The 14,289-nt window shown below is 62.6% G+C and carries 17 protein-coding genes and 1 pseudogene; 8 read left to right on the top strand and 10 right to left on the bottom strand.

The genetic code is table 11. From position 1 onward, the window contains the following. Window positions 1-406: 406 nt before the first annotated feature. Entirely contained in the window at window positions 407-955 is a 549-nt protein-coding gene (locus ACV7NN_RS08665) for a hypothetical protein (protein WP_463349167.1), read from the top strand. 37 nt (window positions 956-992) lie between these two features. Here the strand turns inward: ACV7NN_RS08665 and ACV7NN_RS08660 are convergent, their stop codons facing one another. Both ACV7NN_RS08660 and ACV7NN_RS08655 read right to left on the bottom strand, forming a co-directional pair. Continuing rightward, on the bottom strand, window positions 993-1,862 hold the full coding sequence (locus ACV7NN_RS08660) for an IS3 family transposase (protein WP_463349166.1): 870 nt from the start codon (window positions 1,860-1,862) through the stop codon (window positions 993-995). Next, entirely contained in the window at window positions 1,862-2,149 is a 288-nt protein-coding gene (locus ACV7NN_RS08655) for a transposase (protein ID WP_463349165.1), read from the bottom strand. The genes ACV7NN_RS08660 and ACV7NN_RS08655 overlap by 1 nt, the downstream gene beginning before the upstream one ends. Between ACV7NN_RS08655 and ACV7NN_RS08650 the strand changes: the two genes are divergently transcribed. Next, window positions 2,137-3,315, top strand: coding sequence for an RHS repeat-associated core domain-containing protein (locus tag ACV7NN_RS08650; RefSeq protein ID WP_463349164.1), 1,179 nt, complete (start codon window positions 2,137-2,139; stop codon window positions 3,313-3,315). The genes ACV7NN_RS08655 and ACV7NN_RS08650 overlap by 13 nt on opposite strands. 710 nt (window positions 3,316-4,025) lie before the next feature. Next, window positions 4,026-4,520 (top strand): DUF4265 domain-containing protein, encoded by a 495-nt coding sequence (locus tag ACV7NN_RS08645; protein ID WP_463349163.1) that lies wholly within the window; start codon window positions 4,026-4,028, stop codon window positions 4,518-4,520. Window positions 4,521-4,950: 430 nt separating this feature from the next. Here ACV7NN_RS08645 and ACV7NN_RS08640 read toward each other — a convergent pair whose 3' ends face one another. Beyond that, on the bottom strand, window positions 4,951-5,802 hold the full coding sequence (locus ACV7NN_RS08640; protein ID WP_463349162.1) for a tyrosine-type recombinase/integrase: 852 nt from the start codon (window positions 5,800-5,802) through the stop codon (window positions 4,951-4,953). Window positions 5,803-6,219: 417 nt separating this feature from the next. Here ACV7NN_RS08640 and ACV7NN_RS08635 point away from each other — a divergent pair, with 417 nt between their 5' ends. Then, complete coding sequence (locus ACV7NN_RS08635; RefSeq protein WP_463349161.1) at window positions 6,220-6,612, top strand: VOC family protein; 393 nt, start codon at window positions 6,220-6,222, stop codon at window positions 6,610-6,612. Window positions 6,613-6,749: 137 nt separating this feature from the next. On the opposite strand, the gene ACV7NN_RS08630 is transcribed toward ACV7NN_RS08635, so the two are convergent. Next, window positions 6,750-7,757, bottom strand: coding sequence for an alpha/beta hydrolase fold domain-containing protein (locus tag ACV7NN_RS08630; protein WP_463349160.1), 1,008 nt, complete (start codon window positions 7,755-7,757; stop codon window positions 6,750-6,752). 231 nt (window positions 7,758-7,988) lie between these two features. On the opposite strand from ACV7NN_RS08630, the gene ACV7NN_RS08625 reads away from it, so the two are divergent. Continuing rightward, window positions 7,989-8,615: a class I SAM-dependent methyltransferase gene (locus ACV7NN_RS08625; RefSeq protein WP_463349159.1), complete on the top strand. Its 627-nt coding sequence runs from the start codon at window positions 7,989-7,991 to the stop codon at window positions 8,613-8,615. A gap of 23 nt (window positions 8,616-8,638) precedes the next feature. Here the strand turns inward: ACV7NN_RS08625 and ACV7NN_RS08620 are convergent, their stop codons facing one another. Then, window positions 8,639-9,028 (bottom strand): MmcQ/YjbR family DNA-binding protein, encoded by a 390-nt coding sequence (locus ACV7NN_RS08620; protein WP_463349158.1) that lies wholly within the window; start codon window positions 9,026-9,028, stop codon window positions 8,639-8,641. Window positions 9,029-9,402: 374 nt separating this feature from the next. Between ACV7NN_RS08620 and ACV7NN_RS08615 the strand changes: the two genes are divergently transcribed. Further along, window positions 9,403-9,687 (top strand): putative quinol monooxygenase, encoded by a 285-nt coding sequence (locus ACV7NN_RS08615; protein WP_463349157.1) that lies wholly within the window; start codon window positions 9,403-9,405, stop codon window positions 9,685-9,687. Window positions 9,688-9,875: 188 nt separating this feature from the next. On the opposite strand, the gene ACV7NN_RS08610 is transcribed toward ACV7NN_RS08615, so the two are convergent. After that, window positions 9,876-10,043: a hypothetical protein gene (locus ACV7NN_RS08610; RefSeq protein ID WP_463349156.1), complete on the bottom strand. Its 168-nt coding sequence runs from the start codon at window positions 10,041-10,043 to the stop codon at window positions 9,876-9,878. A 334-nt stretch (window positions 10,044-10,377) separates the two neighbouring features. Here ACV7NN_RS08610 and ACV7NN_RS08605 point away from each other — a divergent pair, with 334 nt between their 5' ends. Next, window positions 10,378-10,956, top strand: coding sequence for a dihydrofolate reductase family protein (locus ACV7NN_RS08605; RefSeq protein WP_463349155.1), 579 nt, complete (start codon window positions 10,378-10,380; stop codon window positions 10,954-10,956). A gap of 214 nt (window positions 10,957-11,170) precedes the next feature. On the opposite strand, the gene ACV7NN_RS08600 is transcribed toward ACV7NN_RS08605, so the two are convergent. From ACV7NN_RS08600 to ACV7NN_RS08590, 3 genes and pseudogenes are all read right to left on the bottom strand, one after another. Further along, window positions 11,171-11,545, bottom strand: coding sequence for a hypothetical protein (locus ACV7NN_RS08600; RefSeq protein WP_463349154.1), 375 nt, complete (start codon window positions 11,543-11,545; stop codon window positions 11,171-11,173). Window positions 11,546-11,710: 165 nt separating this feature from the next. After that, entirely contained in the window at window positions 11,711-11,980 is a 270-nt protein-coding gene (locus ACV7NN_RS08595; RefSeq protein WP_463349153.1) for a hypothetical protein, read from the bottom strand. A gap of 27 nt (window positions 11,981-12,007) precedes the next feature. Then, window positions 12,008-12,175 (bottom strand): annotated as a pseudogene (locus tag ACV7NN_RS08590) (cupin domain-containing protein); the annotation flags it as partial. A gap of 540 nt (window positions 12,176-12,715) precedes the next feature. Between ACV7NN_RS08590 and ACV7NN_RS08585 the strand changes: the two are divergent. Continuing rightward, window positions 12,716-13,261 carry an HIT family protein gene (locus ACV7NN_RS08585; protein ID WP_463349152.1) on the top strand — a complete coding sequence of 182 codons (546 nt, stop codon included), beginning with the start codon at window positions 12,716-12,718 and terminating at the stop codon, window positions 13,259-13,261. A 239-nt stretch (window positions 13,262-13,500) separates the two neighbouring features. Here the strand turns inward: ACV7NN_RS08585 and ACV7NN_RS08580 are convergent, their stop codons facing one another. Then, window positions 13,501-14,034 (bottom strand): hypothetical protein, encoded by a 534-nt coding sequence (locus ACV7NN_RS08580; protein WP_463349151.1) that lies wholly within the window; start codon window positions 14,032-14,034, stop codon window positions 13,501-13,503. Window positions 14,035-14,289: the final 255 nt, after the last annotated feature.

The following is a 14,289-nucleotide window of genomic DNA, read 5'->3' as shown; positions in this document are numbered from 1 at the left end:
CTTCCGTTTGAGCCCCGATATTGCGCTGGTGGCACTTCAGTGCTTCTTCGGGACAGTGTTCGGAACCTGGGCACTTGTTCAGGGCGTGCGAGCAATAGGGCGCAATCGCGGAAAATCGGACGGAATCGTCGCCGTCGCTCTAGCTGGCATCGCACCCTTCGTAAGTCTGTTAATTTGGATCCTGTTCGCAGACGCAGTTGCTAGCACATGAGCGTTATCACCCTCAGCGCCTGTTAACGCTCCCTTAGAAGTGCGTGTTAACGCTCTTCTAGAAGTGCACCATTTTCGCTCGACGGAAGTGCGCTACTGGCGTCAGTCTTGGCTGCGGCCGTTGTAGAAGCCGACGACGGCCGAGGCGAGGGCGGCGGGCACACCGATAGCTCCCATCAATAGGGAGAACTGGTGATTGTCGACCCAGTGCGCCTGGACCCCCACCGCCAACCACTGCCAGACCACACCGTCCGCGGCGCCATCGGGGGAGCAGCCCCGTACCGGAACCGGGTACACCATCGACCCCGCCACCGGCACCACCACCACGGACACGTACGCCTACCCGGCCGCCGGGGCTGCGAACCCGCACGCCGTCCAAACCGTCACCCACACCGCCGGCAGCGGATCCACTGACAGTTACGGGTACGACGCCGCCGGGAACACAACCACCCGTCCCGGGCAAACCCTCACCTACGACCCCAACGGGAAACTCTCCACCGTCACCGCCGGCGGGGTCACCCAAACCAACATCTACGACGCCTCCGGCAACCTGCTCCTCCAGTCGGATCCCACCAACGGATCCACCCTGTACCTGGGCGACACCGAACTCCCCGTCGCCGCAGGGAGCAGCACCGTCACCGGAACCCGCACTTACAGCGTCAACGGCATCCCCGCCGCCGAACGCAACGGCACAACTCTCACGTGGTTGGGTGTCGACGCGAACCACACCGGCGACATCAACTGACCTGTCCCGGGTTTTCCGGACGGTTTCTTTGTGTTGATCATGCCGCGGTCGCGGCGTCGGTGTGAAGGGCTTCGAACTGGTTGGGGCTGTGATAGCCGATGCCGGAGTGGCGTCGGGTCGGGTTGTAGAACGCTTCGATCCATTCGAAGATCGCAGCCCCGAGCTCGGCCCGGGTGGCCCAGGCGCGGCGGTCGAGGAGCTCGATCTGCATCGAGCCGAAGAACGATTCCATGAGCGCGTTGTCGTAGGCGGAGGCGACTTTCCCCATCGAGCCCATCAGCCCGGCCTCACGAAGCCGGGCGCCGAACAGCCAGGACGTGAATTGGGTTCCGCGATCGGAATGGATAATGGTGCCGACGGGTTTGCGTCGCCAGCGAGCCATGTCGATCGCGTCGACGACGAGTTCGGTGCGGAGGTGATCGGCGATCGACCAGCCGACGCATCGGCGGGAGAACACGTCGACCATGCAGGCGCAGTAGACCCAGCCTTCGCTGGTTCGGTGCTGGGTGATGTCGGTCACCCAGAGCTTGTCTGGCGCGTCCGCAGCGAAGACCCGTTTCACCCGGTCCTCGAACACCGCCGGCAGCCGGCCGGGCCCGCCGCGCCGCCAACGACGGTGGTGGACACCCTGGAGTCCCGCCAACCGCATCAGCCGTTCCACCCGCCCGTGACCGATGTTCAGGCGCCGGCCGAGGACCAGCTCCGCATGCACACGCCGGACACCATAGGTGCCGCGGGCAGCAGCATGAAGGGCGCGGATCTGGTCAATCAGGTGCGCATCGGCGAGGTCACGATCCGAGGGGCGACGGGAACGCCACTCGTAATAGCCAGACGTCGACACCCTCAGCACCCGGCAGATCACCGCGACCGGGAAGTCGCGGCTCAACTCGTGGACCAGCCGGAACACTATTTTGGGAGAACGTTCTCCTTCGCGAAATAGGCGCTCGCCCGTTTCAGGATTTCGATCTCCATCGCCTGGACCCGGTTCTCGCGACGCAACCGGACCAGCTCGGCACGCTCGTCAGAAGTCAAACCCTCCTTCCGGCCCTCGTCGACGTCAGCGATCGCCATCCAACGTCGCAAACCGGTTTCGCTGATCCCGAGATCCTTAGCGATCTGAGCGATCGGCTTCTCACCCAAACGAGCAAGCTCCACCGCCCTGCGACGGAACTCCTCTGGCTTTGCAGCAGGCATTATCCGGACTCCTCCCGGGACGATCATCGCCCCAACTCGGGTGTCCGGGAAAGTCGGGACAGGTCCGATCCACCCTCACCTGGTTAGGTGCCGACGCCAACCACACCGCCGACCTCCAAATCGACGCCACCACCGGCACCATCACCCGCCGATACGCCGACCCCTACGGCAACACCCGCGGCACCCCAGCCACCTGGACCAGTGATCACGGCTACCTCAACGCACCGGTATCAACCCTCAGCGGACTCACCCAGCTCGGAGCACGCGCCTACGACCCATCACTTGGCAAATTCCTCTCCGTGGATGCGGTCCTAGCGCCGTTCGATCCGGTCCAGAACAACGGATACACATACGCAGGAAACAGTCCAATCACCGGAAGCGACCCCTCCGGCTACTGCTATCAGACAAACTCGGACTCATTGAACCACAGCACAAACTGCATAGGTTCGTCGGGAAGCGCGGCAGGAAACGGAGCCGAATACGTCGCCCATGGGGTTCCATTGGCAGCCGGAAATTCAAGTGCTGACTACGGAATTTACCACGCGTTTACGACGTCCCACGCTGGAGGGAGCGGCTCCAGTCCAAGTGGCTGGGTCGACAAGCTCACTAGTTCTGGCAAGTCGAACTTCTACAACAGTGGGGGCAGCCCCTCATACACACCGACGTGGGGTTCGGAGTTCGCGCGTGACGCTCCTGGCTACGTTGGGCCGATCGTGCTTAGCACCGTACTATCTCTGCCGCTTCTTGCTTGCACGGTGGCCTCCGACGGCGTTTGCGCCGTTGGCGCCGCTTCCACCTTGGGGGCCTCGGCCGCCGAGACCGACGGCGAGGTTGCGGCGTCTCGCACCTTCCAGACCTATACCAAAGTCAACCAAGAAACCGGCGAGGTCTACTCGGGACGAACCAGCGGATACGGAACCCCCAGAGAGAACGTTGCGAGACGCGATTCGTCTCACGCCTATAACCAACAAGGGTTCGGTCCTGCGACCTTGGACCAGTCTTCCGAGGACGCTTGGGCTATTCGTGGACGGGAACAAGACCTCATTGACTACAATCGAAGCCTTGGTGTCGCTGCGAACAAGATCAATGGGGTTAGCCTAAAGAACCCGAACTATGTCAATTACATGAGACATGCTTTCGAGTTGTTCGGAAACCTCGGGGAGTAGAGATGAAGCACCGAACGCCTCGCGTCGGAGAAGTGATTCAGTTCTCCCTCCCAGACGGGAACTACGCCTACGGACGTCAGCTTCGGGACAGCGCTGTTGCGTTTTATCGTGAAGTTTCATCGCAGCCGGGCAGACCGCCCATCGGCAGTCGTGACTTTCAATTTGTTGTCGGCGTATACCTTGACGTCGTACGGTCCTTGGACGTTCCAATCGTTGGAGAAGACCCACTCAGTGCCGACGAAGACGGATGGCCGCCGCCCGGGTGCATTACTGACCCCATCACAGGTGCAAAGCGGATTTACGAACATGGCACAATTCGGCCGGCGGTCGGTGACGAATGGGTCGGCCTGGAAACCGTTGCGGTATGGGACAAAAACCACCTGATCGACCGGCTCATGGGTAGCGGTGAGAAATGGCTGAACCTCACGAAACGGTGACCCCTTGGGAGCGCGAGGTGTCTGCGGGGAACGCGTTCCCGCAGTCGATCAAGCAGGGGGCGATTCAGGAAAACCTCACGGCGACTGGCGGTGACAAGCCGGTGTGCGTGTGGTGCCACATGGAAACGCAAACTCCGCACATCGACCACGCCTGGCCGAAATCGCTCGGTGGAAATGCGACACTGAGAATGCTCAAGTGGCTTGCCCTCACTGCAATCTTTCCCGCAGTAACGGACCTTATCCAATCACCCCGCCTGAGGGATATCCGGGTCCGTGGAGTCCGGGCTGGTGGCCGTGATGGCTAGGAGCGAGGTTCAACATCTCGAGCCGGTGTGGAAGGGTCGAAGCAATTTCATCATCGCGGCTGACATTTCCGCCGAACATTCCACAGCCCTACGCGAACAGCTGTGGGCACGACAGGTCTCAGAGAATCAATTCGAGCTGTGCTGTATCCCGTTCTTTCTCTATGACATTGCGTTAGGTGACATTGTGGAAACGTACACGGACAGCGCACGCAAATATACGATTCGGCAGGTGGTAGAGCCTTTCGGACGGTTCGTGTTTCGAGTTTGGTTCGGCGAGTCGTTCCAGCCGCGGGACAAGATCGCGCAATCTCTCGCTGACATGGGAGCGTTGCTCGAATGGTCATCAACGAACCTTCTAGCTGTCGACACTCCTGACGCTGGATCTGCGCAAGCGATCGCCGGTTACCTGTCCACTTGTGAGACAGAGGGAAAGCTGATTTACGAAACTGGGCGCCGCGTCTGAACACCCACCAATTGCACTTCTAGACGCCTTGCGAATTCCTGCTTCTTCGTCCACGACGTAGCACTTGGCCACACCACAGAGACCGTGACAGAAGGTGAGCGCCAGTTTGTCTTCAGTCGTGATTTGAGTTCGTGAGGGCGGTACGTTTTTCGTGCGTTCTTCGCACGGGCGCAATATCGTCATCGGGGCTCAGCACTCGAAAGTGTTTTGTCGCTGGGAGCTCAAGTCGAGTGGTCATCGCCAAGCCTTCTTGCGATCGACATGGAAGGTTACGCAGCTCAAGATATGGCCAACGTACTGGGCGCTCTCGAGGGACAAGCACGATTGATCTAGACCGGCAAGACTGGTAACGAGGCAGAACCTGGTGTTGAGGCTCCATGGACATGAGCCCCCGCAAAGAATGTGGGCTGCCAGCGCGCCCGCTCTATCGTCACTTGGGTGGCGGGAGGAGGTCGATCGCCGCCTGCCGAGTCTGGTCTTGGACTCCGGCATATCGTGCCGTGGTCGCAATATTCGCGTGCCGCATGATCACCTGAATCGTCCGCGTCGGAACGCCCCTATTGGTCAGCTCAGTGGCCAACCAGTGACGGAGCTGGTGGGGGTGTCCATTGGGGATGCCGACGCGCTTCATGGCGTTGCCGAGGACGGTGCTGACCGAATCGCCCCGGACCGGACCGCGGCGGAACGGCGACGGAAACCACCAGCCACGGGTCGTATACCGCTCGGTGATTTCGAGGACCATCGGATGGAGTGGGACGGGTGCGACCAGGCCGCCCTTGCCGCGAACATGGAGCTTCCCAGCGCCGATGTCGAGGTCGGCGCCGCGGAGGTCGGCGATTTCGCTGACTCGGAGGCCGGCGTAAGCGGCCAGGATGAACTTGTCGCGGGTCTGGGGCGCAAGATCGCTTGCGAGGATGCGGTGCAATTGATCGGTTGAGATCGGGTTCGGGTATGAGCGAGGGACTCGAATCGGATCGATTCGTAGCGTTGGGTCGTCATCGCGGTATCCGGTGCGAACGAGCCATTTGCTCCACGCCCTCACCGCGGTGAAATAGGTTGCCTTGGATCCTGCGGTGACGGGCGCGACGGCTAGCCATCCGATCAGCTGTTCACTTGAGAGTTCGCTTGGGTGAGTGCCCGTGTCTTCGGCGATACGACGGACGATAGCCGGCTGGTCATGCCAGGTTCGGGGGGAGAGGTTGCGTGCCCGCATCGTGTCCTGCCAGCGGGCGATGAGTTGATCGTCCGCAGCAAGAGATTGCATCGCCTGGGGTGAACTCACCGGTCCACGCTATTTAGCCGAGGTCGCAATTAGGCGGCGGTGGCAACTCATTAGGCGCATCAGACTTCGAATTAGAAGTCGGACGCGGTCGACGGAACCAGATCTAAGGGCTGATCCGTGCGCTCACCACGCAGAACTCGGTAGTCGTCGAGGCTGACTATCCCGTGGACATCGGACTTCGGATCAGAAGGTTGGGGGTTCGAATCCCTCCGGGCGCACTTCACAAATACCGCATTTGATCAGGGTTTTTCTTCACCGGGCATATTTGCGGGCGGGTCTTACGGGAATCGCCCTCCCGCGAATTAGGCGATCCACCGAATTGGGACCGGGCCTCGACGGGTGTCCCGACGATCGACCGCATAGCGCATGCTGTCGCCGACCCTCGACAGGGTGTATACCTGCGACTAGCGTGGCGACATGATCACCGGTCTTCACGCGATCGTGTACAGCGACGACCCGGAGGCGACGCGGGCGTTCTTCCGGGAGGTGCTCGTCTTGCCTTTCATCGAGGCCAGGCCGGGGTGGCCGATCTTCGATACCGGTGCGAGCGAGACCGCTGCGCACCCGCGCACCTGGGAGGGGAGCGATCAGCAATACGCCCAGCGGCACGAGTTGTCGTTGCTGTGCGACGACCTCGACGCGACGATGGAGGAGCTGCGCACGCGGGGAGCAACCTTCGCCGGCGAGGTCGATGAGCGCCCCTACGGCCGATGCGTGTTCCTCGAAGTGCCCGGCTTGGAGCCCATGCTGATGTACCAGCCGCTGTACTCGCCTGCCTGGGAGGGCCCGGGCGGAATCACGCTCCCCTGAGCAGGTCGGAGCTCCCCTCAGGCACGCGATAGGTGTGGCGCGAGAACACCCCAATGCAACTGTTGCGCTCGTCGCTGAGGCCGGCGCGGTAGACGACCGGCATTCGGTGGGGTCTGCGGACTCGACGAAGTGCTTCTCTAGTGGAGGTATCGGTCGAAGAAGCCAACCAGGTACTGCGATGTGAGGACGATCGGGTGTGTCGTGGTCTCGTGTCCTCGGTCGGTGGACTGCGCCTGTGCGCCGAACTTCACGCTGGCGTCGCTCAGGAATTCCATCGCTTGACCGTGCTGACCTCGCGGCAGCAAGACAAGCTGTGCTCGCCCTCCTGCGCGCTGGATCGCTTGGAAGAGCAGGAGGCTATCCTGCCACGGTACAAGCGTGTCCTGCTGGCCGTGCAAGAGCAGCAGCGGCGGGTCGTTCGCGGAGGCATAGCTGATCGGGTTCGCGGCGGCGACCCGGTCCGGACACGAATGGATCGGGCACCCGAGCATTGCGGAGAAGTACTGGTCCGCGGCGGCACATTGCCCGGCACTGGGCGGCGAGCACGCGACAGGCAGGTACTTGTCCGCGCTCAAAAAGTTCGTCGGCGGGTAGAAGGCGGCCGCGGCCTGAACTCGGCTGGAGGTGCCCGTGACTCCGACATCTCCTTCCAGCGACGGGACATCCCCGGTGAGGGCTGCCATCACGGCCGCCCAGGCGCCGGAGGAGTCGCCGGCGACGCCGAATCGTCCGGGGTCGAGGTGGTAGCGCTCGGCGTTGGCACGCAGGAACCGGATCGCCGCCTTGACGTCGGAAACCTGCCCCGGAAAAGTGGTCTCGCTGCTGGAGCGGATGTCTATGCCGGCGACAGCGTATCCGTGCGGCGTGAAGATCTGTGCGAGTTGTCCTGCCGTGTTCGCGCCGGTATCGTCCACCCACGCATTGCCGCCCGACCAGATAATCAATGGCACCGGCCTTGAGGTGTCCTTGGGCAGGTAGATGTCCAGCAGGTGGCCCGCCGTCCCGGGAGGCTGTGCGGGCGCATAGGCGATCCTGTCGATGATCCGCGGTGGCGGACTTTGGTGCGCGGGCGCCCCTTGGGAGCACCCGACGAGAAGCATCATCACGGCCACCGCGATGGCAGTGGCTCGGAGCCACGCCGACATGAACGCATTCTCCTCTCCCGACGGCATTTGCGCACCGACGTCGGCGAGCGACTACGGTGTCTACCCTGTTCTTGACGCAGCCGCGCGTGGTGACGACTGGACCCGAATCGGGTGCCGCGCTAGCCGTCGACTCGCATCGAGGCGCGGCGCGGAGTCCTGTGGCGGTTGTGCTTCTGAACTGCCACATGGGTCGCCCGATCACGGACCGGCTTACGGGCACGTGGATCCGCCGTGCGTAAACTCGATCGCGTGATTGACCACGGGGCCAGCGCCGCATACTCACGCCGTGCAGCTGAATACATTGAGCTCTTCGGATCGATGAGCGCCGTGCACCCTTCAGATCGTCAGCTTGTATCAACATGGGCCAATGAGGTTGAGGGCAGCGTCATCGATGCAGGTTGCGGGCCCGGTCAGTGGACGAACTTCCTCACCGAACGAGGCCTTTCTGCCCAGGGCATCGATTTGGTGCCCGAGTTCATCGAGCGTGCGCGAAGCACCTACCCCGACGTACCTTTCACGACCAGCAGCCTCAACGCCCTCGACGTCAGAGACGGTTCCGTCGGCGGGATTCTCTCCTGGTATTCCCTGATCCACCACGAGCCCGGCACGATGCGGGTGCCGCTTCAGGAGTTCAGCCGAGTACTCAAGCCTGGAGGCGCGCTGTTGATCGGGTTCTTCGAGGGCCCTGTGGTTGAGGAGTTCGCTCACGCGGTCACGCCGGCATACCGGTGGTCCGTGGAGGCCCTCAGCGAAGAGCTGACAGCGACTGGCTTCGACGTGATCGAATCACACGTCAGGAACACTGCTGGTCAGCGGTCTCAGGCTGCGATTATTGCCCGACGTCGGGGGGACCGCTGAAGGATCCTTGTCTGACCGATCGTCTAACGGCCGATGTCGTCGAACTCACGCCGCAGATACTTCGGAGCCTGCACACGCCACGCCTCCGTCACGAGTTCGGCAAGATGGTCTTCGTCCATGCCGGCCATGCGGAATGCGACCTTCGGCTGACCCCAGGGGGTCGTGGTGCGCAGGAACACGTCGGGCGCCATTTCGATAAGGGCGAGTGCGTCCATGCGGTCGGCGACCTTCACCCCGACGACGAGCTCGGCCGCGACTATCTCGCGCATATCAGCGGGAACGCTTGGCCAGGGATGGCACTCCCACGCATACAGCTTGCCGCGAACGAACCAAGCAGCGCCGCCCGTCGTCGCTCGCTCCCCGCTACCGGGCAACCCAGCGGCGGTCCGGCGCAGGTCGTCGAGAGTTGCCACGGTTTGACCGTATGCCGCACCACCGACACGAAAGCGCGAGGCATCAGTTGACCATCGGCTTGCTCCGCAAAGCGATTAGCATGCCGCCGCAGGATAGAGCGCCCGCCCTTGGGTCGCTGCGCGTGGGATTCCTGCGGCGGGCACGCTTGTCGCACAACCGAACGCCACACGATCCGGATGGAGAAAACTCGCCCTCTGTTCGTCGCATTGCTAGACCACAGCCGATCCGCGCTTTCTGCGACGGGTCACTGGTCGCGGAGTGAGCGACTCGCCCTTCGAGCGTCGGAGGCCAGGAATCGCGAGGCGATGATCGAGCTATTCAGGGATCGGCTACCGGGCGGTCACAGTAACAAGTTCCAACCTAGGCTGTGAGCATGGGCGGCGTTTACCTCACGGGCGAGCTGGTCTGCGCGAACCAGGACGAGGCGCGCGTCGTAATCATTCACCTGCCGGAGCACGTCCGCCTCACCCGCGCCGAGGCCGGCTGCCTATCTTTCGACGTCACTCCAACCACAGACCCACTGGTCTGGACAGTCGCGGAGCGTTTTGAGAACGAGCACGTCTTCAGGATGCACCAAGAACGCGTCGCAAACAGCGAGTGGGGACGAATGACCGCGCATATCCAACGCCACTATTCGGTCGGGGGCCTATCCCGCTGAACGATCGATCACCGTGCAACGGATACCGATCGACTTGCGGGCGGGGCTCTCTGCCAGCCTCCAGTCCCCGCCCTCGCTGGGTGGATCGCGAGTCCGAGATCAGCGCGCCATACGGGTGCGTTAGGCCGCAGTGCGACGCGCTACCAGGTAGAGCGGGAAGAAGAATACGAACAGCACCGCGCAGAACATCAGCCACGCTCGGGCCCCTCAATCAGCAAGCCGCCCATCTGGACAGAAACCGGACGGTTCTCCTCATCTCGGGATCGCGCATCGAGGTAGACCCACGTGTCCAAGATGGCCAACGCGGCGATCGCCATCACGGTGACCGTCAGACCGACCACGATGTTGTCACCCATGACGACGCTCCATCTCTTTTGCCCGATTCAATTTTGTCGGTTATCGGCTGACATCGACCGTTCCACGATCCCCCATGGGCCGAACGGAAGAAGGCGCGGCTGGAACGCTGCGCGGCGCTCGAACGCTTCTCCGGTGGTCGGACGTCACCGGCTCCGGCACCGCTCTGTGAATCAGGCGTCGCGAAGACATCCCGCTGGCAGGAGCGAACCTGATCGTGGCGACCTCGGAAACGGTGAGTGTGTCAGGACAGGGCCAACTGAGTTGGGTGTGACGGGCGTAACGTGAAGCTCACGTTCGCCGCAGCGAAGCTGGATTACATCACATCGGAGTGTCATGCAGACGGTCACAGTGGATTTCATCATTTCCCTCGACGGGTACGGCGCCGCCGAGGGCTGGCCCGGTTTCTGGGGAATGGAGGGCCCCGAATATCTTGCATGGCTCGATGAGTCACCGGACAAGAACGACATCCTGCTGATGGGCGCGAACACGTATCGCCTGATGTCCCAATTCGCGGCCTCCGGTGAAGAGGGAACCTCTGCACTCGCCGAGGCGCCGAAGATCGTGTTCTCCTCCACCCTGCAGACGCCGCTGTCGTGGGAGAACACCCGGCTCGTTTCGGGAGACGCCGTCGAGGCTGTGCGGGAGATGAAGAATTCCGCCGACCGGCCGATGCGGACGCTGGGCAGCCTGTCATTGAGTCGCGACCTGCTGGAAGCTGGACTAGTTGACCGCTATCGCGTGGTCATCTTCCCCGTGATCACCGGGGCGACCGGAAGCGACCGCATCTTTGACGGTTACCCGGACGTACGGCTAGAGCTAGTCGAGAGCCGTCTTTTCGACGGGCGGCTGCAGCTCCTTGAATACGTGCCCACTTTGCTTGATGGGCCGCCAGGGTCAGGAAGCGCCTCCTAGATCGCCGCCGCTAGCTGCGTGCGCTGGGAGGCCGATCGACGAGGTTCGTGGGAATCAGACAGCGAGCTGAGGGAACCGCCGAGCCGCAGCGCGAGTTGGTGGCTGGATCTCTCCGTGGCCAGATCGGCGACTCGTTGCTTCCTCGAGCGGAGCTTCGTGTGGGGAGCAAAGAGCTGAACGAAGCTCCGTGACGTCGTCTGAGACGTGGGTCAGATCAAGATGCCAACTTCTCGCGGATCTCCGCAGCGAGCCGCCGAGTGTCCGCGGCATCCTCCAGCCATTCGTCGCGCGACTCCGCGAATTGGGGAAGCACCGCAAGGTAGTCGGAGGTGACAGCACCCTCGTCGAGGGCAGCCGCGATGAACTCCCACTGCTTCTGCGTCAGGGTGACGGACGAGGTCTGGCCGGGTGCCGGCCAGTTCGTCAGATCCTCGCCGTGTTTCGGCCAGTCGGGGATCTGACGCCAGCCTTCCTCACGGATTCGAGTGGCCCGCCAGTGGACCTTCTTGTCGTACGAATCGATCGCGTTCGAGGAGGCGTTGTCCATCGTCCCGTCGATCACCACCCAGTCCGTCGTTGGAAGAGTCAAGGTTATCTTGTCGGTCCCCATGGGATCGGAATCTATCTGGAACGCCGAATCGAGGTGAGCCCCAGCTCTGGTGTCACGGTCCGGAGCACAAATGCCCACCGGACAGGCTCTGTGCGATGCGCGCCTTCAACTCGTCGCGGCTGGCGATCCGATGTGGGCCGCCCATCAGGCAAAGGGCGCGGCGGATGCAATCGTCGGGTGACCGCTTTTCATTCTGAAGCGACGACCGATGAAGGCGGCCGCTGTCAGGAGCGGACTGAGTACGGCGTGCTGCGCCGGTGTCGCAAAGTCCAATTCGTCACGGAAGGCGTCGAGCACGACGGCCATCTGCAAAGGATTACGCGGCAGTCCGGACGATGATGCCTTGCCTTCGGCTGCTAGCCGGCAGAACACGGCGAAGAAGTCTTCGATGTGGAGCGCCGGTGTCAACCGCACGATCGCATGCGATTCCGTCCCAGCCGCGTTGCCCCACTTATGGGGCGTACCCGCCGGGACCACCGTCTCAGCACCGGGTTCGCGGAGCGTGGTCTCGCCCGCGACAGTGACCCTGAGACCGCCGCGCACAGTGGTGAAGCGCTCTTCCTGATGGGGATGGCGGTGGGCTGCAGCAACCTTGGCGCCGGGCGCCAGGAACAGATCAAACTCGCAATAGGCGCCACCGGTAGACGCACGAGTGGCCCGCTACACAAACCGTTCACCCGATTGCACGTTCGTCATCTCATCGCCGACAGCGACCATGAGGCTGAGCATAACCCCGAACGTCGCGGTGGGCGTCCGTTTCGCCGTTCTCTTCCTTGCCCTCGGAGCGCCTGCCGCCGGCACGGATCCCGAACCGGACTCATGCGGCGCAACCTCATTGGCCCGGGTGAGCCGGAGGGGGACACTTGTCCTATGGACGCTCATTCGATGGCCGCCAAGTTTTTGGATGGTGCCGTTACGAACGAGCAAGCGGTTATGCGCTGCGATCCCACCACTTCGACTGAGGCCATCCGAGCAGAAGTCCGTCGACTCGCGAGGGAGCGGCGCATCGCAATTCGCACGGGAATGGTAGGGGACGTCCTCGCCGTAATTCAGACCAGACGCACACCTGTGGTCCGAGCCGGCCACCGCAATGAAGGCCAAGCTTGCTGTGTCCTCGAAGCTCAGCGTCGTCCGATAGCCGATCGGCTTATGGACGTCAAGCAGGACTCGACGCGGACCGCAGATATCGTTGATCTCATGGACTGGCGTGAAGATCGGATTGGTTCGGCCGCACGTGGGGAGAATCCCACCGTGCTCGCGGAATTGCAGGGCGGCTACGCCGTGATCGGAGACGTCCAGTTCCTGCCCGGATACTGCGTGCTACTCGGCAAGGATCCGAATGCAAAATCGCTCGCGGAGATGCCGCGGGCCGAGCGTGTCCAATTCCTAGCCGATGTCGACCTACTCGCCACCGCCGTGGAGAGAGCGTGCCGACAATCGGACTCAGCTCTTCGTCGTGTCAACATCGACATCCTCGGCAATGCCGACGAATTTGTGCACGCGCACATCTGGCCCCGGTATGAGTGGGAGCCCGAGGAACTGGTCTGGCGGCCCGTGTGGCTGTATGACCTCGGGAACTGGAGCAATCCGTCGACACAGCTCAGCGAGCAACATGCTGCGCTCCGGTTCGGCATCACCAGCGAACTACGCGCGCTCGTCGACGACGATAGCGTCAGAGTTGTGAGCAACGCCTAACGAGAGCGCCACGTCTGCGATCGCACGTTACTGGATCCGCTTGCGGGCGTCGTTACAGGCGTAAGCCCGATCGCAAGTGCGGGCATTTACGGAAGGGCTGCGTCTGGCCGTCCTTGAGCAGGGTGATAGCCTTCGGCGAAACTCAGCGAGTGAACGATGAAACGCACGAAGTCATCGAACCGTGCGAGCCTCTGGATGGTCTCGAGCGCGCCGGAGCGCCCTGGATCAGGTTGGTTCGGTCAGATCCGGACGACGTAGGTGACGGTGTCGCTGCCGACAGTTTCGCTGACCTGCCAGCAGCCGGTGGCAGAGAAACTCACTACCGTCGGCCACCAGTTCACCGCAGTGCCGTCAGGAAGGGTCGCGGTCGCATAACCACCGACAGTACCAGAGCCGCGTCCCTGCCCGTTGAGGGCCTTCACGCTCACTCGCGGCGGTCCCGATGTGGAGGTCACCTTGCCGTCCTTGAGCGTCCACGTCGGATACTTCTCCCGATATGGGTACGTAGAATCTCCGAGGCCCTTCGAGCGGACTTGTTTGATGGACTGGGGAATGACCCACCACGCCCCGACCCACAAGTTCCCATGGCTGAAGACCGGAGACGCCCACTGCACCCCGATCGAGGCGGGAACGTCATCACGGGCGGACGGGGTGACCGGACACGCCTCGGCGACGAGCGCGCTGGAGGCCGTCGTCGGCGAGGAGTGTCGGACAGGCGGCTGCATCCCAGTGCAACCGGCCGACAGAAGCACCGCTACTCCGAGCCCAGCCAAGCCCGCACGCTGACGCTTTTTCGTGGCCACTCCCCACATTCGTTATCTCTTCGAGCCAGAATATCGGCATTGGTCATAGGCCGACGGCGCTCGGATACCGCTCGCGCAGGCCATCGGCGCAGAACTGCCTCGATGCGCGAGTGACCCTGCAGGTTTTGTTCCTCCCGCAGCGCCGTAGCGAGCGTTGCTGCACCGTTTCGACTGCCCACCGCGAAGCGGGTCTGCATCGGGCGCCCCTTTCGCGACTCGATCGTC

Source organism: Leifsonia sp. Ger2509, assembly GCF_055231915.1.
The sequence above is the reverse complement of the archived record's forward strand: the minus strand, read 5'-3'. Positions and strand labels throughout refer to the sequence as shown.